General features: G+C 67.6%; 15 protein-coding genes, 10 tRNA genes and 1 pseudogene. 12 read left to right on the forward strand and 14 right to left on the reverse strand.

Features of this window, described 5'->3' with window-relative positions; translation table 11 throughout:
* The first annotated feature begins 3 nt into the window (after nucleotides 1-3).
* The 7 genes from ABN611_RS14830 (at nucleotide 4) to ABN611_RS14860 (ending at nucleotide 8,969) form a co-directional block, all read left to right on the forward strand.
* A complete protein-coding gene (locus ABN611_RS14830) occupies nucleotides 4-903 on the forward strand; it encodes a fumarylacetoacetate hydrolase family protein (protein WP_350280452.1) in 900 nt (299 codons plus the stop codon).
* Entirely contained in the window at nucleotides 900-2,351 is a 1,452-nt protein-coding gene (locus tag ABN611_RS14835; protein WP_350280453.1) for an aldehyde dehydrogenase (NADP(+)), read from the forward strand. The genes ABN611_RS14830 and ABN611_RS14835 overlap by 4 nt, the downstream gene beginning before the upstream one ends.
* On the forward strand, nucleotides 2,348-4,168 hold the full coding sequence (locus ABN611_RS14840; protein ID WP_350280454.1) for an IlvD/Edd family dehydratase: 1,821 nt from the start codon (nucleotides 2,348-2,350) through the stop codon (nucleotides 4,166-4,168). Before ABN611_RS14835 ends, ABN611_RS14840 begins: the two co-directional genes overlap by 4 nt.
* Before the next feature lie 95 nt (nucleotides 4,169-4,263).
* Nucleotides 4,264-5,472, forward strand: a complete 1,209-nt coding sequence (locus ABN611_RS14845; RefSeq protein ID WP_350280455.1) for a DUF2088 domain-containing protein — start codon at nucleotides 4,264-4,266, stop codon at nucleotides 5,470-5,472.
* Nucleotides 5,469-6,335 (forward strand): hypothetical protein, encoded by an 867-nt coding sequence (locus ABN611_RS14850; RefSeq protein WP_350280456.1) that lies wholly within the window; start codon nucleotides 5,469-5,471, stop codon nucleotides 6,333-6,335. Before ABN611_RS14845 ends, ABN611_RS14850 begins: the two co-directional genes overlap by 4 nt.
* Nucleotides 6,325-7,698, forward strand: coding sequence for an FAD-linked oxidase C-terminal domain-containing protein (locus tag ABN611_RS14855; RefSeq protein WP_350280457.1), 1,374 nt, complete (start codon nucleotides 6,325-6,327; stop codon nucleotides 7,696-7,698). The genes ABN611_RS14850 and ABN611_RS14855 overlap by 11 nt, the downstream gene beginning before the upstream one ends.
* Nucleotides 7,695-8,969, forward strand: coding sequence for an alpha-L-fucosidase (locus ABN611_RS14860; RefSeq protein WP_350280458.1), 1,275 nt, complete (start codon nucleotides 7,695-7,697; stop codon nucleotides 8,967-8,969). Before ABN611_RS14855 ends, ABN611_RS14860 begins: the two co-directional genes overlap by 4 nt.
* A 343-nt stretch (nucleotides 8,970-9,312) precedes the next feature.
* Here the strand turns inward: ABN611_RS14860 and ABN611_RS14865 are convergent.
* The 12 genes and pseudogenes from ABN611_RS14865 to ABN611_RS14920 all read right to left on the reverse strand — a co-directional run bounded on the left by ABN611_RS14865 (nucleotide 9,313) and on the right by ABN611_RS14920 (nucleotide 12,572).
* A tRNA-Tyr gene (locus ABN611_RS14865) sits at nucleotides 9,313-9,397 on the reverse strand.
* A 206-nt stretch (nucleotides 9,398-9,603) separates the two neighbouring features.
* Nucleotides 9,604-9,762, reverse strand: a pseudogene (locus ABN611_RS14870) (hypothetical protein); the annotation flags it as partial.
* Nucleotides 9,763-9,833: 71 nt separating this feature from the next.
* Nucleotides 9,834-9,907, reverse strand: a tRNA-Glu gene (locus tag ABN611_RS14875).
* 34 nt (nucleotides 9,908-9,941) lie between these two features.
* A tRNA-Ser gene (locus tag ABN611_RS14880) sits at nucleotides 9,942-10,031 on the reverse strand.
* A gap of 43 nt (nucleotides 10,032-10,074) precedes the next feature.
* Nucleotides 10,075-11,220, reverse strand: coding sequence for an RtcB family protein (locus ABN611_RS14885; protein ID WP_350281643.1), 1,146 nt, complete (start codon nucleotides 11,218-11,220; stop codon nucleotides 10,075-10,077).
* A 79-nt stretch (nucleotides 11,221-11,299) separates the two neighbouring features.
* Nucleotides 11,300-11,392 (reverse strand) — tRNA-Ser (locus ABN611_RS14890).
* A 26-nt stretch (nucleotides 11,393-11,418) separates the two neighbouring features.
* Nucleotides 11,419-11,491: transfer RNA gene (locus tag ABN611_RS14895), tRNA-Gln, on the reverse strand.
* An 84-nt stretch (nucleotides 11,492-11,575) separates the two neighbouring features.
* Nucleotides 11,576-12,022 (reverse strand): HNH endonuclease, encoded by a 447-nt coding sequence (locus tag ABN611_RS14900; RefSeq protein WP_350280459.1) that lies wholly within the window; start codon nucleotides 12,020-12,022, stop codon nucleotides 11,576-11,578.
* 97 nt (nucleotides 12,023-12,119) lie between these two features.
* Nucleotides 12,120-12,193 (reverse strand) — tRNA-Leu (locus tag ABN611_RS14905).
* 61 nt (nucleotides 12,194-12,254) lie between these two features.
* Nucleotides 12,255-12,328 (reverse strand) — tRNA-His (locus ABN611_RS14910).
* A gap of 2 nt (nucleotides 12,329-12,330) precedes the next feature.
* Nucleotides 12,331-12,404: transfer RNA gene (locus ABN611_RS14915), tRNA-Arg, on the reverse strand.
* 92 nt (nucleotides 12,405-12,496) lie between these two features.
* Nucleotides 12,497-12,572, reverse strand: a tRNA-Pro gene (locus ABN611_RS14920).
* A 924-nt stretch (nucleotides 12,573-13,496) separates the two neighbouring features.
* Here ABN611_RS14920 and ABN611_RS14925 point away from each other — a divergent pair.
* The 4 genes from ABN611_RS14925 (at nucleotide 13,497) to ABN611_RS14940 (ending at nucleotide 17,763) form a co-directional block, all read left to right on the forward strand.
* Nucleotides 13,497-13,572: transfer RNA gene (locus tag ABN611_RS14925), tRNA-Thr, on the forward strand.
* A 102-nt stretch (nucleotides 13,573-13,674) separates the two neighbouring features.
* A complete protein-coding gene (locus ABN611_RS14930; protein ID WP_350280460.1) occupies nucleotides 13,675-15,459 on the forward strand; it encodes a tyrosine-type recombinase/integrase in 1,785 nt (594 codons plus the stop codon).
* 161 nt (nucleotides 15,460-15,620) lie between these two features.
* Nucleotides 15,621-16,556, forward strand: coding sequence for a restriction endonuclease (locus ABN611_RS14935; protein WP_350280461.1), 936 nt, complete (start codon nucleotides 15,621-15,623; stop codon nucleotides 16,554-16,556).
* Between the two features lie 313 nt (nucleotides 16,557-16,869).
* Nucleotides 16,870-17,763 carry a hypothetical protein gene (locus ABN611_RS14940; protein ID WP_350280462.1) on the forward strand — a complete coding sequence of 298 codons (894 nt, stop codon included), beginning with the start codon at nucleotides 16,870-16,872 and terminating at the stop codon, nucleotides 17,761-17,763.
* Nucleotides 17,764-17,981: 218 nt separating this feature from the next.
* Here the strand turns inward: ABN611_RS14940 and ABN611_RS14945 are convergent, their stop codons facing one another.
* Nucleotides 17,982-19,442, reverse strand: coding sequence for a hypothetical protein (locus ABN611_RS14945; RefSeq protein WP_350280463.1), 1,461 nt, complete (start codon nucleotides 19,440-19,442; stop codon nucleotides 17,982-17,984).
* A gap of 140 nt (nucleotides 19,443-19,582) precedes the next feature.
* Nucleotides 19,583-19,930 (reverse strand): winged helix-turn-helix domain-containing protein, encoded by a 348-nt coding sequence (locus ABN611_RS14950; RefSeq protein WP_350280464.1) that lies wholly within the window; start codon nucleotides 19,928-19,930, stop codon nucleotides 19,583-19,585.
* 116 nt (nucleotides 19,931-20,046) lie between these two features.
* Here ABN611_RS14950 and ABN611_RS14955 point away from each other — a divergent pair, with 116 nt between their 5' ends.
* On the forward strand, nucleotides 20,047-20,280 hold the full coding sequence (locus ABN611_RS14955) for a helix-turn-helix domain-containing protein (protein WP_350280465.1): 234 nt from the start codon (nucleotides 20,047-20,049) through the stop codon (nucleotides 20,278-20,280).
* The last annotated feature ends 64 nt before the right edge of the window (nucleotides 20,281-20,344 follow it).

The raw sequence follows: 20,344 nt of genomic DNA on the forward strand, positions 1-20,344 counted from the left end.
GGTATGTCCATGCACTTGGTCCGTTATGTCTCCCCGGTCGACGGTCGTCCGGTCCCCGGTGTGCGCACCGGTGACACCGTGGCGCCGCTGCAGGGCGTGAACAGCTTCGCCGAGCTGCTCCGGCTCCCGCTCGAGGAACTCCAGGCGGAGGTGGAGAAGGTCGGCGAGGCGCTCCCGGCCGAGGGGTTGACGTTCCTGCCGCCGCTGGACGGCCGCGGCGAGGTGTGGTGCGCGGGCGTGACCTACGAGCGGTCCCGCGGTGCGCGCATGGAGGAGAGCACCGAGCAGTCGGTCTACGACAAGATCTACACCGCCGAGCGGCCCGAGCTGTTCCAGAAGGCGCCGGCCTGGCGGGTCGTCGTCGACGGTGAACCGGTCGGCATCCGGTCCGACTCCGGTCACGACGTCCCCGAGCCGGAGCTGGCGGTCGTCGCCAACAGCCACGGCGAGATCGTCGGCTTCACGGTCTGCAACGACATGAGCTCGCGGTCGATCGAAGGCGTCAACCCGCTGTACGTACCGCAGGCGAAGCTGTTCGCCGGCGGCTGTGCGCTGGCCTCCGGGATCCGCCCGGTCTGGGAGGTCCCGAACCCGAAGGCGCTCGCCATCGACCTCGTCATCGAGCGCGCCGGCGCCGAGGCGTTCCGCGGTACGACGTCCACCGAGAAGCTGGTCCGCGAGCTGCCGGACCTGATCGACGTACTGTTCCTGCCGAACGAGTTCCCGGACGGCGTGATCCTCGCGACCGGCACCGGGATCGTTCCGGAGCTGGACTTCGCGCTGGCCGAGGGCGACGTGATCACGATCACGATCGACGAGGTCGGCACGCTGACCAACACTGTCGCCACCGGCCGGGAGCCGTTCGCGTTCCTGGCCACCGACAACCTGGAGGGAAAGCGATGACCCAGGACACCACGCCCGCCGAGCTCGAGCACGCGCTCGCCGCGGCCTCCGCGGCATCGTCCGCGTTCGGCGCGTCCGAGCCCGCTGTCCGGGCCGGCTGGATCCGCGCCGTCGCGGACGCGCTGGACGCCGCGGCCGGTGAGCTGGTCCCGATCGCGATGCGCGAGACCGGGCTGCCCGAGGCGCGGCTCACCGGCGAGGTCGCGCGCAGTACCGGGCAGCTGCGGATGTTCGCCGACGTCCTCGAGGAAGGCTCACTGCTCGACGTCGTCATCGACACCGCCGACCCGCAGGCCAAGCCGGTACCGCGGCCCGACCTGCGCCGGGTGCTGGTGCCGCTCGGCCCGGTGCTGGTGTTCGCGGCCAGCAACTTCCCGTTCGCGTTCAGCGTCTGCGGCGGTGACACGGCGTCCGCGCTCGCGGCCGGCTGCCCGGTGATCGTCAAGGCGCACCCGGGCCACCCGGAGCTGTCCGCGCGGACCGCCGAGGTGATGATCGAGGCACTGCGGAAGGCCGGCGCGCCGGACGGCTCCTTCGGCCTGATCGCCGGCTTCGACGTCGGCGTCACCGCGCTGAAGGACCCGCGGATCACCGCGGCGGGCTTCACCGGCTCGGTGCCGGCCGGCAAGGCGCTGCACGAGATCGCAGTCACCCGGCCGGAGCCGATCCCGTTCTACGGCGAGCTCGGCAGCCTGAACCCGGTGTTCGTCACCCAGGCCGCGATCGATGCCCGCGGCAAGGACATCGCCACCGGGTACGTCGGCTCGTTCACGCTCGGCGTCGGGCAGTTCTGCACCAAGCCCGGCCTGCTGTTCCTCCCGGCCGGTCACGGCCTGCAGGAGGACCTGGCGGCCGCGGTCGGCGGCGTCGCCGAGGCGCGGATGCTCAACGACCGGATCCGCGACGGCTTCGTCTCCGGACTCGACCGGCTGCAGAAGGTCGAGGGGATCCGGGTCTGGGCGTCCGGCGGCGCGACCCTGCTGCAGACCACGGTCCGCGAACTGCTCGCGCGCCGCGAGGAGATCCTCGAGGAGTGCTTCGGCCCGGTCTCGATCGTCGTCGAGTACGACGGCATCGACGAGCTCAAGACCGCGCTCGACGCGTTCGACGGCAACCTCACCGCGACGCTGCACGCGGAGGACGCGGACGCCGAGCTGGCCCGCGACCTGCTGCCGCTGCTCACCGCGCGCGCCGGCCGCGTGCTGTGGAACAGCTGGCCGACCGGCGTGGCGGTGTCCTGGGCCCAGCACCACGGCGGGCCGTTCCCGTCGACGGTCGGGTCGATCCACACCAGCGTCGGTGTGACGGCGGCACGGCGCTTCCAGCGCCCGGTCGCCTACCAGGACGCTCCCGACGCGGTGCTCCCCGACGTACTGAAGGACGCGAACCCCGCCGGCATCAGCCGCCGGGTGAACGGAACCGTGACCACAGCTGAGGTGACGCGATGACTGACCTGCCCCCGACCAACGACCCCGCCGAGGGCAATGTCCTGGGCGGTGAAGCGGAGCCCGCGGCGACCGGACGGCGCAGTTTCGACCACTGGTTCGGCGAGCACGGCCGCAACGGCTTCATCCACCGGTCGTGGATGAAGTCGCAAGGCTTCTCCGAGGAGGCGTTCGACGGGCGCCCGGTGATCGGCATCTGCAACACCTGGTCCGAGCTGACCCCGTGCAACGCACACCTGCGCCGGCTGGCCGAGTCCGTCAAGCGCGGCGTCTGGCAGGCCGGCGGGTTCCCGCTGGAGTTCCCGGTGATGTCGCTCGGCGAGACGCTGCTGCGGCCGACCGCGATGCTGTTCCGCAACCTGCTCAGCATGGACGTCGAGGAGTCGCTGCGCGGCAACCCGCTCGACGGCGTCGTCCTGCTGACCGGCTGCGACAAGACCACGCCGGGCTCGATCATGGGCGCGGCCAGCGTCGACCTGCCGACGATCGTCGTCACCGGCGGTCCGATGTTGAACGGTAAATTCCGCGGCTGCGACATCGGTTCCGGTACGGCGGTCTGGCGGTTCACGCAGGACCTGAACGCCGGGCGGATGTCGGCCGAGGACTTTGCCGCGGCCGAGGCCGGGCAGTCCCGCAGCAACGGGCACTGCATGACGATGGGTACGGCATCCACGATGGCCTGCATGGCCGAGTCGCTGGGGCTGCAGCTGACCGGCGGCGCCGCGATCCCGGCGGTCGACTCGCGGCGGTACGTGATCGCGCAGAAGTCCGGGCAGCGGATCGTCGAGATGGTTCGCGAAGACCTGAAGATCAGCGACATCCTGACCCGGGACGCGTTCGCCAACGCGGTCCGCGCGAACGCGGCGATCGGCGGCTCGACGAACTTCGTCATCCACCTGCTCGCGATCGCCGGCCGGGTCGGTGTCGAGCTGACCCTGGACGACATCGACGAGTGGGCGCGCGGCGTGCCGTGGCTGGTCGACCTGCAGCCGTCGGGCAAGTACCTGATGGAGGACTTCTACTACGCCGGCGGGCTGCCCGCGGTGATGAAGGAGATCCTGCCGCTGCTGAAGACCGAGGCGATCACGGTCACCGGCAGGACGATCGGCGAGAACGTCGCGAACGCCGAGCGGATCGAGTCCGTGTACCCGGGTGGTGCGCCCGGCAGTCCGACGTACGCCGTCATCCGCCCGGTCGGCGATCCGCTGGGCAGCGGCGCCGGAACCGCCGTGCTGAAGGGAAATCTCGCGCCGGACGGTGCGGTCATCAAGCAGTCGGCGGCGTCCGAGCGGCTGTCGCGGCACCGGGGCAAGGCGCTGGTGTTCAGCAGCATCGAGGAGTACGACAAGGCCGTCGAGGACCCGGATCTGGACGTCGACGAGGACACCGTGCTGGTGCTGCAGAACGCCGGGCCGCGCGGCTACCCGGGGATGCCCGAGGTCGGCAACATGACAATCCCGCGCAAGCTCGCCGAGATCGGCGTCGACGACATGGTGCGCATCTCGGACGCGCGGATGAGCGGTACGGCGTACGGCACGGTCGTCCTGCACGTCACGCCCGAGGCAGCGGTAGGCGGCCCGCTGGCGCTGGTCCGCACCGGCGACTGGATCGAACTCGACGTCCCGGCGCGCCGCCTTCACCTGGACGTCTCCGACGAAGAACTGGAGAAGCGCCGAGCCGACTGGCAGCCGCCCGCACCCCCGTCGGACCGCGGCTGGGCCCGCCTCTACGTGGACCACGTAACCCAGGCCAACCAAGGCTGCGACCTCGACTTCCTCATCGGCCGCACCGGCTCCACCGTAGCCCGCCAGAGCCACTGATGTCCTGGGGACCGTTTGAGGCCGTCCGCGGACTGCGACCTGCGGGGGCTCTCCCGCAGGTCACGCCGATCCGGCGGACTCTGACGGATCTGCCGGTGGCGGCGGATCCGTACGGCGAGGCTCGGGTGGCGCTCGAGCCGTTGCGGGATCGGGTGTTGCCGGGGGCGCGGATCGCGGTGACGGCCGGGAGCCGGGGGATCCACGATCTCGTGCCGGTGGTGAAGGCTGCCGTGGACTGGCTGCGGGATGCCGGCGCGGCGCCGTTCGTGATTCCGGCGATGGGGTCGCACGGTGGTGCGACCGCGGACGGGCAGCGGGAGATGCTCGCCGGGCTCGGCATCACGCCGGAGTCCGTCGGCTGCCCGATCGAGGCGACCATGGAGACCGTCGTCGTCGGCACCCTCCCCGACGGCACCGAGATCCACCACGACGCGATCGCCGCCAAGGCCGACGGCGTCCTCCTCGTCAACCGCGTCAAACCGCACACCGACTTCCACGGCCCGATCGAGAGCGGCATCGCGAAGATCCTCGCGATCGGCCTCGGCAACCACCTCGGCGCGGCGTCCCTGCACGCCGGCGGCATCCCGTCGCTCGGCGCCAACATCGAAGCCGCCGCCCGGATGGTCGTCGCCCAGGGCAAGATCCTCGGCGGCCTGGCGATCCTGGAGAACGCCCTCGAACAAACCGCCTCGATCGAACTACTCGAAGCGGACGGCATCGCAGGCACCGCCGAGAACTCCTTGCTGCAAAGGGCTTCCAGCCTCCTCGGCCGCCTGCCCTTCGACGAACTCGACGTCCTGGTCGTCGACGAACTCGGAAAGGACAAGTCCGGCGCCGGCATGGACACCAACGTCATCGGCCGCTGCTGGGTCCACGGGATCCCCGAGTTCGAGTCCCCGACCATCGCAGCGATCACCGTGCACTCCTTGTCCCCGGCATCGCACGGCAACGCCTCGGGCCTCGGCCTGGCGGACGTCATCCCGGCCCGCCTGCTCGACCAGATCGACCTGCGTGCGAGCTACGTGAACGCCCTGACCTCCGGAGCCGGCGGCGCCCGCCGTTCACGGCTGCCGATGGTGATGGAGGACGACGAGGCCGCAGTACTCGCGGCCGTGACGATGTGCGGACGACGGCACTGGTCCGAGCTGCGACTGGCCAGGATCAAGGACACGCTGTCCCCGAACGAACTGATGGTGACCCCGGCCCTCCTGACCGAGGCGGCCGACCGATTCGACCTGGAGATCACCGGTACGGCGCGCGACCTGGCGCCGGCCGGCCGACTCGGACCTTGGAGCGAGAGATGAACCTTCGCGAAGCCCGCGCGCTGCTCGCGGACCGCGGTTTCCGGCCCGGCGAGACGTCGACGAAAACGTTTTCCGACGGGTCGCCGTACAAGGTGGAAATTCCGTCCTGCGAGGGCCCGCGGGTGATGACCGCGGTCCTCGAGGAGGCCAAGGAACGCGGCGTCACGATCGACCGCGTGTCGCAGGGCAGCGGCGTGATGATGCTGACCGACGGCGAAATCGAGGAAATGCTCTCGCTCGGCGCCTCCGCCGGCGTCGAGGTCTGCCTGTTCCTCGGCCCGCGCGGCGCCTGGGACATCGGCGGTCAGGCCAAGGTGTCGGCCGCGGTCGGCGGTGTTGCTCGAGGCAACGACCAGGTAGCGGCCTCGTTGTGCGACGCTTTCCGCGCCGTCGAGCTCGGCGTCCGCAGCCTGCTGGTCGGCGACATCGGCGTACTGGAACTGCTCGGCGCGCTCAAGGTCGACGGCTCGCTGCCGGCTGACCTGGTCCTGAAGACGTCGGTGCTGATGCCGTTGCCCAACGCACCGACCGCGCAGCTGTACGAGCGCCTCGGCGCGACCAGCCTGAACGTGTCGACCGACCTGCCGGTGCCGGTGCTCGCGGAGATCCGTTCGGTGACGTCGGTGCCGATCGACATGTACATCGAGGTCCCCGATGACCAGGGCGGACACGTCCGCTTCTACGACGTACCGGAGATCGTCCGGGTCGCCGCGCCCGTGTACCTGAAGATGGGCCTGCGGAACGCGCCGAACATCTACCCGGTCGGCGCCCACCTCTCCGGTACTGCGGAAGCTCTCGGACGGGAGCGCGTCCGCCGGGCGGAGCTGATCCTGCGCTTGCTCGCGGAGCAAGATGAGCGATGAGCTCGTAGCCCGGCTGCGCTCGACCCTCGGCGAAGCCGCGGTCGTCGACGATCCCGACGTACTGGACGGTCACCGCAACGACCACGCGACCTTCTGTACGGCGGGAACGCCGCGAGCGCTCGTGCGGCCGTCGAGCACCGCCGAGGTGCAGGAGGTACTGCGGGCCGCGACCGAGTTCCGCGTTCCGGTCGTCACGCAGGGCGCGCGGACCGGGTTGTCGGGCGCCGCGAACGCGGTCGACGGATGCTTGCTGTTGTCGACCTCCCGGATGGCGCGGATCCTGGAGGTCTCGACCGAGGACCAGGTGGCCGTCGTGCAGCCGGGTGTCGTCAACGCCGACCTGTCCCGGGCCGTCCTCGAGCAAGGGCTGTTCTATCCGCCGGACCCGTCGTCGTGGGAGCAGTCCACGATCGGCGGGAACATCGCCACGAACGCCGGCGGGCTGTGTTGCGTGAAGTACGGCGTGACGTCGGACTTCGTGCGCGGCCTGGAGGTCGTGCTGGCGTCGGGCGAGGTGGTGCGCACGGGCCGGCGTGCCGCGAAGGGCGTCGCCGGCTACGACCTGACGCGTTTGATGGTCGGGTCCGAGGGAACGCTCGGCGTCGTGACCGAGGCGACGCTCGCACTGCGCCCCGCGCCCGAGGCGGCGCTGACGGCCGCGGCCACCTTCCTCACGATCGAGGACGGGATCGCGGCCGCGGCCGCCGTGATGGCCTCCGGCCTTCGCCCGTCGCTGCTCGAGTTCCTCGACCAGCCGACGCTGCGGGCGATTCAGGGCTACCGGGACATGGGGTTGCCGGAAAACGTTGGCTCGATGCTGCTCGCGCAGTCCGACCGCGGAGCGCGGGCGCCCGACGACGTCGCCCGGATCGCCGCGATCTGCTCCGACCACGGTGCGGTCGAGGTCGCGGAGGCCTCGGACGCCGCCGAGTCGGCGATGCTGCTCGAGGCGCGGCGGCTGGTGAACCCCGCGCTGGAGCCGCTCGGGATCACGTTGATCGACGACGTCTCCGTCCCGCGTTCGCAGCTGGTCACCTTGTTGCGCGGCATCGCGGACATCGGCGCGAAGTACGACGTACTCATCTGTTGCCCTGGGCATGTCGGTGACGGCAACATGCATCCGACCGTGGTCTTCGACCGCGACGACGCGGCGGCCGAGGCCCGGGCGCTGGAGGCGTTCGGTGCGGTGATGGAGCTCGGGCTGCGGCTCGGTGGGACGATCACCGGTGAACACGGGATCGGCACGCTGAAGGCGCAGTGGCTGGAGACCGAGCTCGGACCGGTCGGGCTGGAGCTGCACCGGCGGGTGAAGGCCGCCTTCGATCCGTTGAACCTTCTCAATCCAGGCAAGGTGTTGCTGTGAACGATCCTTCGGCCGTTCGTCCGTCGCCGCGGCAGCTGGCCTGGCAGCGGCAGGAGCTGACCGCGTTCGTGCACTTCGGTCCGAACACGTTTTCCGACCTGGAGTGGGGGACCGGGCTGGAGGACCCGGCGATTTTCGCGCCGACCGCCCTGGACTGCTCGCAGTGGGTTTCCACGTTGGTGTCGGCCGGGTTCAAGAGCGTGATCCTGACGGCGAAGCACCACGACGGGTTCTGCCTGTGGCCGAGCAAGTACCTGGATCACACGGTTTCCGCGGCGTACGGACGCGATGTGGTGGCGGAGCTGTCGGCCGCTTGCCAGGAGGGCGGGCTGGGCTTCGGTGTGTACCTGTCGCCGGCGGACCTGCATCAGGAGAAGGCGCCCGGCGGGTACTACGGGAACGGGAGCCCGGCCGTCGAGTCGCTGATCGGTGAGTTCACGTATGTGGTGGACGACTACAACCGGTTCTACCTGCAGCAGCTACACGAGTTGCTGACGTCGTACGGGCCGATCGCCGAGGTGTGGCTGGACGGCGCGAATCCGACGAGCAGTGCGCAGACGTACGCCTACGACGCCTGGTTCGACCTGATCCGGCGGCTGGCACCCGACGCGACGATCGCGATCGGCGGGCCGGACGTGCGGTGGGTCGGGAACGAGGACGGGTTCGCGCGGGAGACCGAGTGGAGCGTCGTACCGTTCCTGAACGGCTCGATGGTCGCCGCGCAGGAGGCCTCTGACGTCGCCGGGCCTGAGCTGATGGCGAAGGCCGATGAACTGCGGTGGTACCCGGCCGAGGTCGACGTGTCGATCCGGCCCGGGTGGTTCTACCACGCGTCCGAGGACGCGGCGGTGAAGCCGTTGCCTGAACTCCTGGACATCTATCGCAAGTCCGTCGGGCGGAACGCCGTACTGCTGCTGAACATCCCGCCGGACCGGCGCGGGCTGTTCGCCGATCCGGACGTCGCCGCGCTGAACGCGTTCGGCGCGGCGGTCCGGGAGTACTACGGCACGGATCTGGTGCTGCCGACAACGATCAACGTGCTGGACCTGCGGGAGGACATCGAGTCCGGGCAGCAGGTCGAGTCGTTCGCGGTCGACGCGCTGGTCGAAGGTTCCTGGCGGGAGATCGCGCGCGGCACCACGATCGGCCACCGCCGGCTGCTCCCGTTGAGCGAGCCGCTGACCGTTTCCGACGTACGCTTCCGGCTGCTGTCCACCCGAGGTGAGGCCGCAGTGACACTGTCCGTCCACTACGACCCCACCATCGGCTGAGTCCCCCTGCCCGGAGTCGAACCAGGTACCGAGCCTTCGGAGGGCCCGGTGTGATTCCGTCACCAGAGGGTCCGGTACGCCGCCGGTTTGCGAACGGCGGCGTACCTGCTCGTTACTCCTGCACTGAGACCACCCGGACCCAGTCGGAGCAGTCGGCCTCGCACCACACGTGATCCCCACGGTGCGCGATCCGGTCACGCTGCACATGCCCACAGGCGAGCAGCACCCGACGCATCGAATGCCCCTGCCGGACCGGAGCACCGGTCCTGCCACCAGGCACCCGCTTCCTGTTCCTGAGGTCGGCCACGGCCGGTCCTCCTCTCTTCTCTCATCGACAACTGCGTGCAGAAGGCAGGATTCGAACCTGCTTGGCCACAAAGGCAACGGGTTTACAGCCCGCCCCGCCCCTCCCACGACGGCGCTCCTGCTCATCGCCCGGGGAGGTACCGACCGACCCTCTCCGAGTAGCGCTGGTACTCGTCCCCGAACTGCCGGGCCAGCCGCCGTTCCTCACGTACGACGTCCCGGTGCAACCCCAACCCGACTGCCGGCAACGTCGCCAGCACCCACCCGATCCCCAGTTGCACAGAACGCAGCCGACGTACATCGGGTTCCGACTCACCGCATACGGCCCGCTGGTGACGAGTCGCCTGGGCCTGGCGAGGTCGGTGGATCCTGCCGCCCGCAGCGCAGCGGCGATGACGCCGCCGCCGGCAGCGATCAGCACCCACCCGGCGGGGGCGCGCCGCCTGACGTGCCACCGCCGTACCCGCTCCAGACCGGCACCGACCACGATCCCCGCCAAGCCGGCTTCGGGAATCGGGATGTTCCGCGGGTGCTGTTCGTACGACCTCCTCGGGCCTGTACCCCGTACCGGATTCGAACCGGTGATCTCCTGGATGAGAACCAGGCGTCCTGACCAACTAGACCAACGGGGCCTGGCAGGGTGGCCGGTCCTTCCCGGCCACCCAGCGGTGAGAGTGAGATTCGAACTCACGGGCCGACATGCCAGCCGACCGACGGCTTAGCAAACCGCTGCCGCTACCCACAGGCGACCTCACCCAACAGGTCCCTGCCGCGTCCCCTGTCCACGGCAGGAATCTGTTCAGCCCTTCACGCAGATGATCTGCTTGAGGTGGGCGACGACTTCGACCAGGTCGGACTGGGCGGCGATGACCGAGTCGATGTCCTTGTACGCTGCGGGGATCTCGTCGACGACGCCGGCGTCCTTGCGGGACTCGACGCCGTCGGTCTGGGCGACCAGGTCCGCGACCGTGAACCGGCGCTTCGCCTCGTTGCGGCTCATCCGCCGGCCTGCCCCGTGCGAGGCCGAGTAGAACGAGCGCTCCGAGCCGAGCCCGCGGACGACGTACGAGCCGGTGCCCATCGACCCCGGGATCAGCCCGAGGTCCCCGCGCCCCGCCCGGATCGCACCCTTCCGGGTGACGAGCAGGTCGAGCCCGTCGATGTGCTCCTCGGCCACGTAGTTGTGGTGGCACGAGATCGGCTGCTCGAACCGTACGTCGACCTCGAACGACTCCCGCACCGCCTGCATCACCAGCGCAAGCATCACCGCCCGGTTCCGCGCGGCGTACTCCTGCGCCCACGTCAGGTCCCGGCGGTACGCGTCCATCTCCGGCGTACCGGACAGGAACACCGCGAGGTCACGGTCCGGCAGGTCCGCGTTGTGCGGCAGCTCCCGCGCGACCCGCATGTGCCGCTCCGCGAGCTCCTTGCCGATGTTGCGGCTGCCCGAGTGCAGCATCAGCCACACGCGGTCCTCGTCGTCGAGGCACACCTCGATGAAGTGGTTGCCCGAGCCCAGCGACCCCATCTGCTGCTTCGCCTTCCGCTCCCGGTCCTGCACCCCGTCGTGCAGGCTCGTGAACGAACCCCACAGCCGGTCCCAGGGCCGCGGGTCCAGCCCGAGCCGCCGTACGCCGACCGGGTCCTCGTGCGCCCGGAACCCGACCGGTACGGCGGCCTCGATCCGCGACCGGATCCGCGACAGGTCGTCCGGCAGGTCCGCGGCCGTCAGCGACGTCAGCACGCCTTCCATCCCGCACCCGATGTCGACGCCGACCGCAGCCGGCGACACGGCCTGATTCATCGCGATCACGGACCCGACGGTCGCGCCCTTGCCGAGGTGCACGTCCGGCATCACCCGGACGCCGTGCACCCACGGCAGCGCCGCGATGTTCCGCAGCTGCTGCAGCGCCTTGGCGTCGACGTCGTACTCGTGCGCCCACATGAGCGTGGAGCTCTTAGCCCCACTCAGCTCGACCGGAAGCTCCACGTTCATCTCCCCACTCTCCTCGATCGTGTACATGCGGCAGAGCAGGGTCTTGAACCCTGACGCCCCGTTGAGGGACAGACCGTTTTCGAGACGGTTGCCGTTAGGCCGAAACTCGGCTTACTCTGCCAGGCCGTCGAGAGCGACGGCGTACAGCTGCCAGGGCAGGGCTCGAACCTGCGGGGCCTCGGGTCAGAACCGAGGGTGGGTCACCGTCGCCCACCTGGCATCGCGCTCCGCCGCAAACCCGTCACCGCGTCCGTCGAGGGCCGCCGGTGTTCGCCGGAGCCTTTCGGCGTCTACTCGTGTTGCGTCAGAGCGCTATCTCGGCACGGGAAGGGACCCACGGCTGCCACAGCAGCGGCATGCCGGCCTCTTCGGGCGTGCGCGAGCCCTTCTTCTCGTTGCATGCGGCGTGCGCGGCGACGGCGTTCAGCCACTCGCCCCGGCCGCCGCGCGACCGTGGCACCACGTGGTCCATGGTCGTCGCGCCGGTTCGGCCGCAGTACGCACAGGTGTACTTGTCGCGCTTCAATACGCCGGCCCGCGTGTACTGCAGGCGGCCGGAGGCGTAGCGCCACTTCATTACGACGTACCGGACGAGCCGCAGTACGCGAGGAAGCGGGAACGGTCCGATGCTGGCGCCGTCGTGGGCTTCCTCGACGACGGCGACCTCGCGGACGAGCATCCGGATGGCGTGCGGGATCGACACGACGTGGAGCTGCTCGTACGAGGCGTTCAGGACGATCACACCGCTCATGTGCTTCCTCCTCCCTTCCAGTGTGCCCGACCGGCGCTCGGCAGGTCGGCGTTCTCGGTGTCGGTCGTCGGTGTCGGTTGTTGTGTCGGCCGTCGGGTGCGGCCCCAGGGATTCGAACCCTGAACCTCCTGGTCCTAAGCCAGGCGCCTCTCCCAGTTGGGCCAGAGCCGCGGGGTACTGCGTTTGTTGCCGTACGGCGCGCCTCACGGTGCGTGAGGGCGTCGTACTCGAGGGTGTCCGGCGGGGCTCGAACCCGCTTCCTCCGGGTCCACATCCCGGCGCATCGCCCGCTTCTGCCTCGGACACAGCACGCCCGGCAGGATTCGAACCTGCACCCTCCTGCTTCGTAGGCAGGCGCTCTGTCCGGTTGAGCCACGGGCGTTCGGTGCCCTGCGCCGGATGTACTGCGGATTTCCGTCGCAGGGCACGCTTGTGGCGCCCGCTCGGCCGGTAGCTGAGCATCCTGCGGGCGCCTGGTCCAGCTGGGAGGACTCGAACCTCCGATCTCCTCAACCCAAATGAGGTGGCCTGGCCACTGGCCTACAGCTGGTCCTCCCCGGGGCCGCGCCGGCCCTCGGGGAAAATGCGATAAATGTCCAGTTGTCAATAATGCATGCCGATATCCGTGAATACCGGAAAAGCACCGATGGAGGGAATCGAACCCTCATGACGCGGGTTTGGAATCCGGTCCGCAACCATTGCACACCGGCGACGACCCGGATGCCCGGGCAAAAGAAAAGAGCCGCCTGCGGCCGGTTCCCGGCTCAGACGGCTCCTGGGTCTCCCCACGAAGGAGATCACCCAGGCGGACCGCCCGCACACGGGTTCGGCTCGATGCTGAGCTGGTGGTAGAAGCTGTCGTCGCCAACGGATCGCAGCAGGCACGCCGACAAAGCCACACGGCCAGGCCGCCAGGCTTCCTTCAGGGTGCGCATGCCGTACACGATCTCTCCTCTGGTTCTAGTTCCTCGCGGGAAATAGTCTGACCCAACCCACCAACCCAAGTCAACGCATTTCCCAAACAATTATCCCTCTGCCCAATTCCACCCCTCCGACGCACACCACCACCCTCAAGTTCCACAGCACACCGCCCCACTCAAATACCGCACCCACCGCCCCCTCCCCGCCGAACACCACCCCTGACGCTGTCTACCGAACCCGCCCGCTGAACCGCGCGTCGAACCCGTCCGCCCGGACCTGCCCACCGGACCCGCCCCACGTCCACCGTGGGCCCGGCCGCGGGCCCACTGCGGACCGCACTCGCGAGCATCGGCCCATCCCGCACCTCGGCTCGGGCAAGACACAACTCGCCCGCCGGCCCGTCCTACGGGCCGCGAGTGCCGCTCCGACAACACCCAACCCGAGCCAGCCCCCGGCGTGACCCCGCCCACACCGAACACCCCGCCGTACCCCACCCGACCTATCCGATTCGGAATCCACCCCCACCTCCCGCTACACTCTTGCCTCGGCACCCGCCGCCTTAGCTCAGTCGGCAGAGCGTCTCACTCGTAATGAGAAGGTCGTCGGTTCGATTCCGACAGGCGGCTCCACCCAAACCCCCAGGTCAGAGGCTACTTTCTGACTCTGGGGGTTTCTTCACTCCGCTGTCCGTGGTGCGGCTTGTGGTGCGAGACGGTCGTAAGCTGCTGGGCGTGGCTAGGGAGAAGGCGAAGCCGAGGCGGTCGCGGGGTCAGATCGAAACGTTGCCTTCCGGCTCACTCCGGGTCAGTGTCTACGCTGGTCTGGATCCGATCACAAAGGATCGGGTCTATCTGCGAGAGACGGTGCCGTCCGGCCCGGACGTGGAAGATCGCGCGGCCGCGGTGCTCGCGCGCTTCCAGCTAGAGGTTTACGAACGGCGCCACCCTCGGACGGACGCGACAGTCGAGCAGCTCCTCGAGCGGCACCTGGCTGACGCCAAACTCGGGTTCAAGACGAAGAAGAACTACCGCAGCCAAGCCGACAAGCACATCATCCCAACCATCGGTCGCGTAAAGGTGCGAGCTGTCGACGCTGATGTGATGGACTCCTTCTACACCGAGCTGCGGCGATGCCGGGAGCACTGTGACCGGCAGCCCCGGATTGATCACCGGACCAATCGATCGCACGAGTGCGACGAGCGCTGTCGGCCTCACATCTGCGACGCACTTAGCGAGTCGAGCATCCTCTACATTCACCAGATCCTCAGTGGGGCATTCCGGCGAGCGGTGCGCTTGAAGTGGGTGACCATCAACCCGATCGACTTCGCCGAGCCACCGTCGCCCCCAAAGCCGCGGCCTCGGCCACCATCCGCGGAGGACGCCGCGGCCATCGTCAATGAAGCCTGGAAGGATCCCGACTGGGGCGCACTGATCTGGCTAACGATGGTGGCCGGCAACCGCCGCGGCGAGCTCTGCGGTATCCGTTGGCGCCACGCGGATCTCAACAGAGGGGTTATCCACGTCCAGCGGGCGATCGGCCAGTACGGCAAGGAGACGTGGGAGAAGGACACCAAGAATGAGGACGACCGCAGGATCGTCCTCGACGACGAGAGCGTTGCCGTGCTGCTAGAGCACCGGGAGCGCTGTGAACAACGCGCCCGTGCACTCGGGACCAAGCTGTCTCGCGACGCGTTCATGTTCTCCCGCGACCCGCTCGGGGAGACTCACCTGAAACCCGACTCGGTCAGCCAGCGATACAGCAGGCTGGTCGCCCGGCTGGGGATCGACACTTCGATCCACAAACTTCGTACGTACAACGCGACGGAGCTGTTGGCTGCGGGAGTGGACATCCGCGTGGTTGCCGGGCGCCACGGCCATGGTGGTGGCGGCGCCACGACCGGTCGGCACTACTCGGCCTGGATCACTGAGGCGGACCAGCGCGCGGCCGGCGTCGTGACGCCGCGAATGCCGCCGCGACCGCTCATCGCGGACCTGCCTCAGAAAGTTCAGTTCGATCCGAAGCACCCATTCGAGAAGCTGGCGATTGAGCTGCGCGATCGCATCTACGCTGGCACCCTTGTCGTGGGCTTGCCGATGCCCTCGGTCAAGGAGATCGGCCGACAGAGCGGTGTATCGCCCTCGACAGCGCAGCGAGCCGTTCAGCTGCTGAGTGAGTGGGGACTCGTACGGATTGAGCCGGGCCGGCCGACCCTGGTTGGCCCCCGGCCCGCGGATGCGATGGATGTCGCCAGCGTCGAATCGCAGCAGGAGTGGCCGTCTGCGCCGGCGACCGCTGGGCCAGTAGCACTCAACCTGGAGGTCCGCAGGCTTGGTACCACCGTCGCTAGCCTCCAGACACAGGCCGACCCGAGCGACACGGACACCCTGCATCGCCTGTTGCTTGGTGCCATAAAACGTCACGGCTCCAAGCCAGACGAGATCGATGACTTCGAGCTGATCGTGAGGCGACCTAGCAACGGTGCAATTCTTACCACCTATGTGGCGATCGTTCCGTGAGCCGGCACGCTGCCAAAGTGCTGCGCCAGCCGGGGGCTCAACCCGGCGGCCTCGGGTGCCGCACACTGATGCGTCCGGGCCCTCTTGGCCTGACAACGCGCCATCGGCATGAAGCCCGTCACCTGACCCAATCGATGTCCTGATCTCGCTGGGGGGACAGCATGAAGAAGTCGGCGGAGTTCGAACAACTCGTCGCGAAGATTGTCGCCGAGTTGGAGACGACTGCAGTGGTCACTTGGGATGATCACATCGTTGGGAAACTCTCTGGCCGGAGCCGTCAAATCGACGTCTCGATCCGGCGGCAGGACCCTGATTTTCTCGGAATCATAGATGCCAAGGACTACAGCACCCGGCCCGCGACGATCGAGCGCATCGACGCGCTTACCGGAGTCATGCGGGATGTCGAGGCGCAGTACGGGGCCCTTGTGTGCAGCGGAGGTTTCTCCAAGTCGATTTACGACTACGCCCGAAACTGTGGTGTGTCACTCTTCAATGTCCACGATGCGCAGTCGGCGAACTGGTCGTTGGAGCTCCAAATTCCGATCGTGTGGACGGAGCTGACCCCGCTCGTCCAGATCACAGGCGAAGCCTACTTCGAGGCTGGCGACCAGGTCCCAGACAACTTCCCGATGACGACGGACAACGGGAGGACGATCATCAATCCTCTTGCGACGTTCGAAAGACGGTGGAACGACGGTTCCTTGCCGCAAGAGACAGGCATCATTCATCGAGTCGGTTCGGCGCAACCGGTCCAGGCGATGGTGCTCGACGCATCGAACGACCACCAGCTCCGACCTGTCAGCGGCTACGGCTTTGTCTACACCGTGCAAGCGAAGGCATGGCTAGGCAAGTTCCAGCCTGAAGAGTGCCGAGGGTTGGTCGACTACCTCGACGGTGAAGCCTTTCATGCTTCCTATCTGCCTGACAGCGCCGTCCCCCTTCAGCGGGACGATGAGTGGATGCCGATCGTAGATCATGACCAGCTCGCAATAACTTCGCGTGGGACCGTGGCAGTCTGCACCGCTCCCGTGCTCATCAGCGACGCGAAGATGATCAACCCCTCGGTCACCTATCTTGGTCCAGGAAGGAAAGGCTGAGCGCAAACCGACCTCCGCCTGGCCGGCGCAACGAGCTCATGGCGGCCATACGCGCAGATGCCAGCGTTGATCGGCGATGCGTGGTTCGCGCGACAATGGTCTTGTGCCGGAAGACAAAGACGCCCCCGTGGAGCACCCAGGACCAACGCCTGCCACGATCCGCAAACTCTATGGATTGGCCTCCCGATGCGCGTTCCCGGGATGCGACCAGCCCCTCTATCGTCTGGTTGAGCCGATCGCCCAGCGCGTTTTGAACTCAACCGTTTGTCACATCCACGCTCGTCGGTCAGGTGGACCGCGATGGGATCCGGACATGAGCCCAGAGGCCAATCGTTCCGAGTCGAACTTGGTTCTGATGTGCCTTCTTCACTCGCGAACAATCGATGATCACGAGAGCGAGTTTCCACCCGATCTGCTTCGTCAATGGAAGGCCGCAGCAGAGGCGAGCAACGATGGCGTCCAGCCTCCCCTGACAGACGCGGAGGTTGGTGAGATCCAGAAGTACATCGTCGCGGCGACGATCGTGCAGGCCGACGTGATCCATCTCGGGGGGACGTTAGGAGGAGGGGGTGGAGCCATCGGTGCGGGCGCCTACGGCGGCCAAGGTGGCAACATAACGATCGCCGACCTCAACACGCCGACAAGGACGCCGCAGACTGACGCCGCACAGCCCGACGTAGGCGACGGTTTCAGTGAGGGATTCGATGGCCAGGATGGTGGCACGAGTTCCTTCGGCAGTGGCTCTACCCTTCTTGCTGCGGGCGGCGGGGGAGGGGGATTCGTCGGCACTGGGAACCGGAGCACCACTGATCGCCTGAGAGTATCCACCTTGGTTCTAGTCAACGCCGTCGAGCATCGGGAAGGACTGGTCTCCATTCTCGGCGGTGCTTGGGACAAGGTTGTGATTGAGCAACTTCCTGCCCAGGGTTCCATCTACGCGCTCGCGGTGATTGAGGCAGGTGGTGCGCCTCAGGGTGAGTACGGCATCCACATTGCAGCCTTCGGCCCAAACGGGACGCGGCTCGCGCGCGTTAGCTTTCCGGTGACCGTTACACAGCCGGGGCAGGTGCTTCGCTTCAAGCGGCACGTTGCACTTGACCTCGACCTGACGCAGCAGGGAATCCACACAGTCACAGTCGACTCTGATATCAGCGAGCTGGCACGCATTGAGTTCGCGGTCGTGCTCAATGATGGACCTCAAGCCTGAGTCGGCGCACCGTCACCCTTGTAATGCAAGGCCACCGGCGGTCAGCGGTTCGTGGGGTGATCCTCGGCGACACGCTTACGAACTGGTGAGATCTCCTCCTCGGCGACCGGCGTCGATGACTCCTTCGCGAGTGCGCGGCCCGCAGATTGCGCTCCCACCCAATGAGACTGGTCTTTGAAGCCGACCGGTGCATGCGGTCCATCACCGCGGCGTAGGGGTTAGGTTGCCGCGAGGAGCGCGGCGTGGTGGCGCCAGGCGAGGGCCAGGCATGCGGCGCTGGTCTGGCCGAGCGGCTCACGTGTGGTTAGCCGCTTGACCGTTTCCTCGGTAAAGGGGAGGCCGTGGATGGACTTGTTGTCGTCGAGCGAGAGCACGACTTCGCCCTCGGGGTTTGTTGCCACCAGGTCGCGGAACAGGTCGTCGAAGGTGGTGTTGTCGATGACGGTGACGGTGGCGATCGAGGAATTGAGGCTGAGGGCGTCGAGGATGACACCCAATGCGTACGGACGTACGCGCCCGGCAGCCCGAGCTGCCGTCATGTCTCGGTAGAAGGGCCAGACGTCGTAGTCCACCGGAACTCCGCTGCTGCCGTCGTGCTCTGGCTGGCCGAGCATCTCCTCGGCGTACTCGCGCACCATGTTGCGCCAGATGTCCAGATCGGTGGAGATGCTCTCTGGAGAGATGCTTGCTGGTTGGAACTCGCCCGCGGGCAGGAGGCTGTAGTGCCGGCCGTTCGTGACCTGGGTAGGGTCGCGGCGCAGCAGGAAGAACGTTCCCGAGCCATCCGCAGTGTTCCGCCGGATGGTAAGCGTGCTGATCCCAGGATTGACGATTCTGGTCGACAGGTCGAACGGGTCGGCGAGCAGCCCCCGGAAAGGGAGGTGTGACCAGGCGAGGTTGCCGGCGAGTTCGGCTTCGGCTGCTTCGTGTGCCAGGACTTCAGACACGTCAAGCTTGTCGAAGAAGGTCGCCAAGCCGAACTTCATCCGGCCGGCGTCTTCGGCCCATTCAACCTCGGTGAGGCGGTAACTGTGCCGGTTCTCAAACAGGGCTGGCTTTCGTAGGTAGCGGATCGCGGCGGTGTATCTGGTGAAGGCGTGTCCAGGGGCGCGTAGCGGCAGCGTCGGACGAGCCTCAGCCTCCACCCCCGTGATTCGGGGCTTCCGCGGGCTGTCATCCCACTCCAGAACCAGCCTGTCGAGCGGGATCGGCTGACCAGGAAGCCATCCGGCAGGACTGAGCGCCGGTACGTCGTCGACGCGGAGCGCTGGGTCGTACAGGTCCGCCGTCCGGGCGGCCAGGCCGATGCCGCTCTCGATTAGGTGCTGACGCACCTGCCGCCATTGTGTCTGGCTGGCCTCGACCGCGGAGTCTGCTGAGGGGCGCGCGCTGGACCTCGCCGGCTGTGATGGTCCCTCAGACGCTGAGGGCGAGTCTTGCCGTTCCTGCGCAGCGAGGAGCATGCCGAAGCGTCGTTGGACGGCTTCGTCCGCGTCCTTCAGAGCGGCGTCGAGGACTTCCTGCATGCCTGGCGAGAGCACCATGTCGGGATTCGCCTCCCAGTTCGCGACGGTGCGGACTCCAGCACCGAGGCGTCCGGCGAAGGCTTCGTTGCTCATGCGCAGGGCGGCCCGGAGTGCCGACGCGCGTCGGCCTGTCCACAGGTCAACTACGTCCATTGCAGGGGTCCCTTCGCAAGGTCATGGCGGCGGATTGCATTGCGGCTGCACTGTCGTTGCATCGTCGCGGCATGTTGAGGAGGTCGCGTTCAGTATTCACTGGTTCACGTGGCAACTACGGGCAACGCAGATGCGCAGAGTCACTTGGGTCGCGGCTGTCGCGCGGACTCAGCCACGAGCTGCTCGAGCTGTTCGACGCGCTGGCGCAGGGCCTCGAGGTCGGCTCGCAAAGTCGTCAGGTCCGAACCGTTGTTTCCTTCCGAAGCAACGAAGACGCCGACGCCTGGCGAGGATCGGAGGAGACCTTCTGACTGGAGCGTCTCGATGGCGCGCCGCACGGTCATCAAGGCGACGCCGAAAGTCGCAGCGAGCTTCGGACCGGCCGGCAGCTTCTCGCCCGGTTTCAGCTCACCGCTCGTGATGGCCTCGCGAATGCCGGACGCCACCTGCGCGTAGGCGGGACCAGTGACCTTGTCATCCAACTTCATAACTGAACGGTAGTCCGGGCTAGATCAGCTAGTCATGTCTACCCGTGAGGCGTTGTCAACAAGAGCAGTCTAGTCTAGACTAGACTAAACTAGAGTTGTTTGAGAGGAGAACGGAAATGCAGGAGTCCAACGAGGGCAAGCGGCAGTGGCTGAACGTCGCAGATGTGGCCGCTGAGCTGGGCATGGCGGAGATGACTCTGTACCGGGCGATCGCCGCAGGGGAGTTCCCAGCCGTACGGATCGGGCGGCGTCTCGTCATCCCGGCCAGGGTTCTGGACCGCATGGGGGAAGCCGCCATCTCGACCGGACGTGTTGTCACGGCGGCCGAGTTTTCAGGGGAAGCGTCGTGACCGCTGCCGCGCACCGCATCAGCAACAACCAAGCAATTTCAGACCGGCCCTGCACAGGCGCCAA

Source organism: Kribbella sp. HUAS MG21 (genome assembly GCF_040254265.1).
Classification (GTDB): domain Bacteria; phylum Actinomycetota; class Actinomycetes; order Propionibacteriales; family Kribbellaceae; genus Kribbella.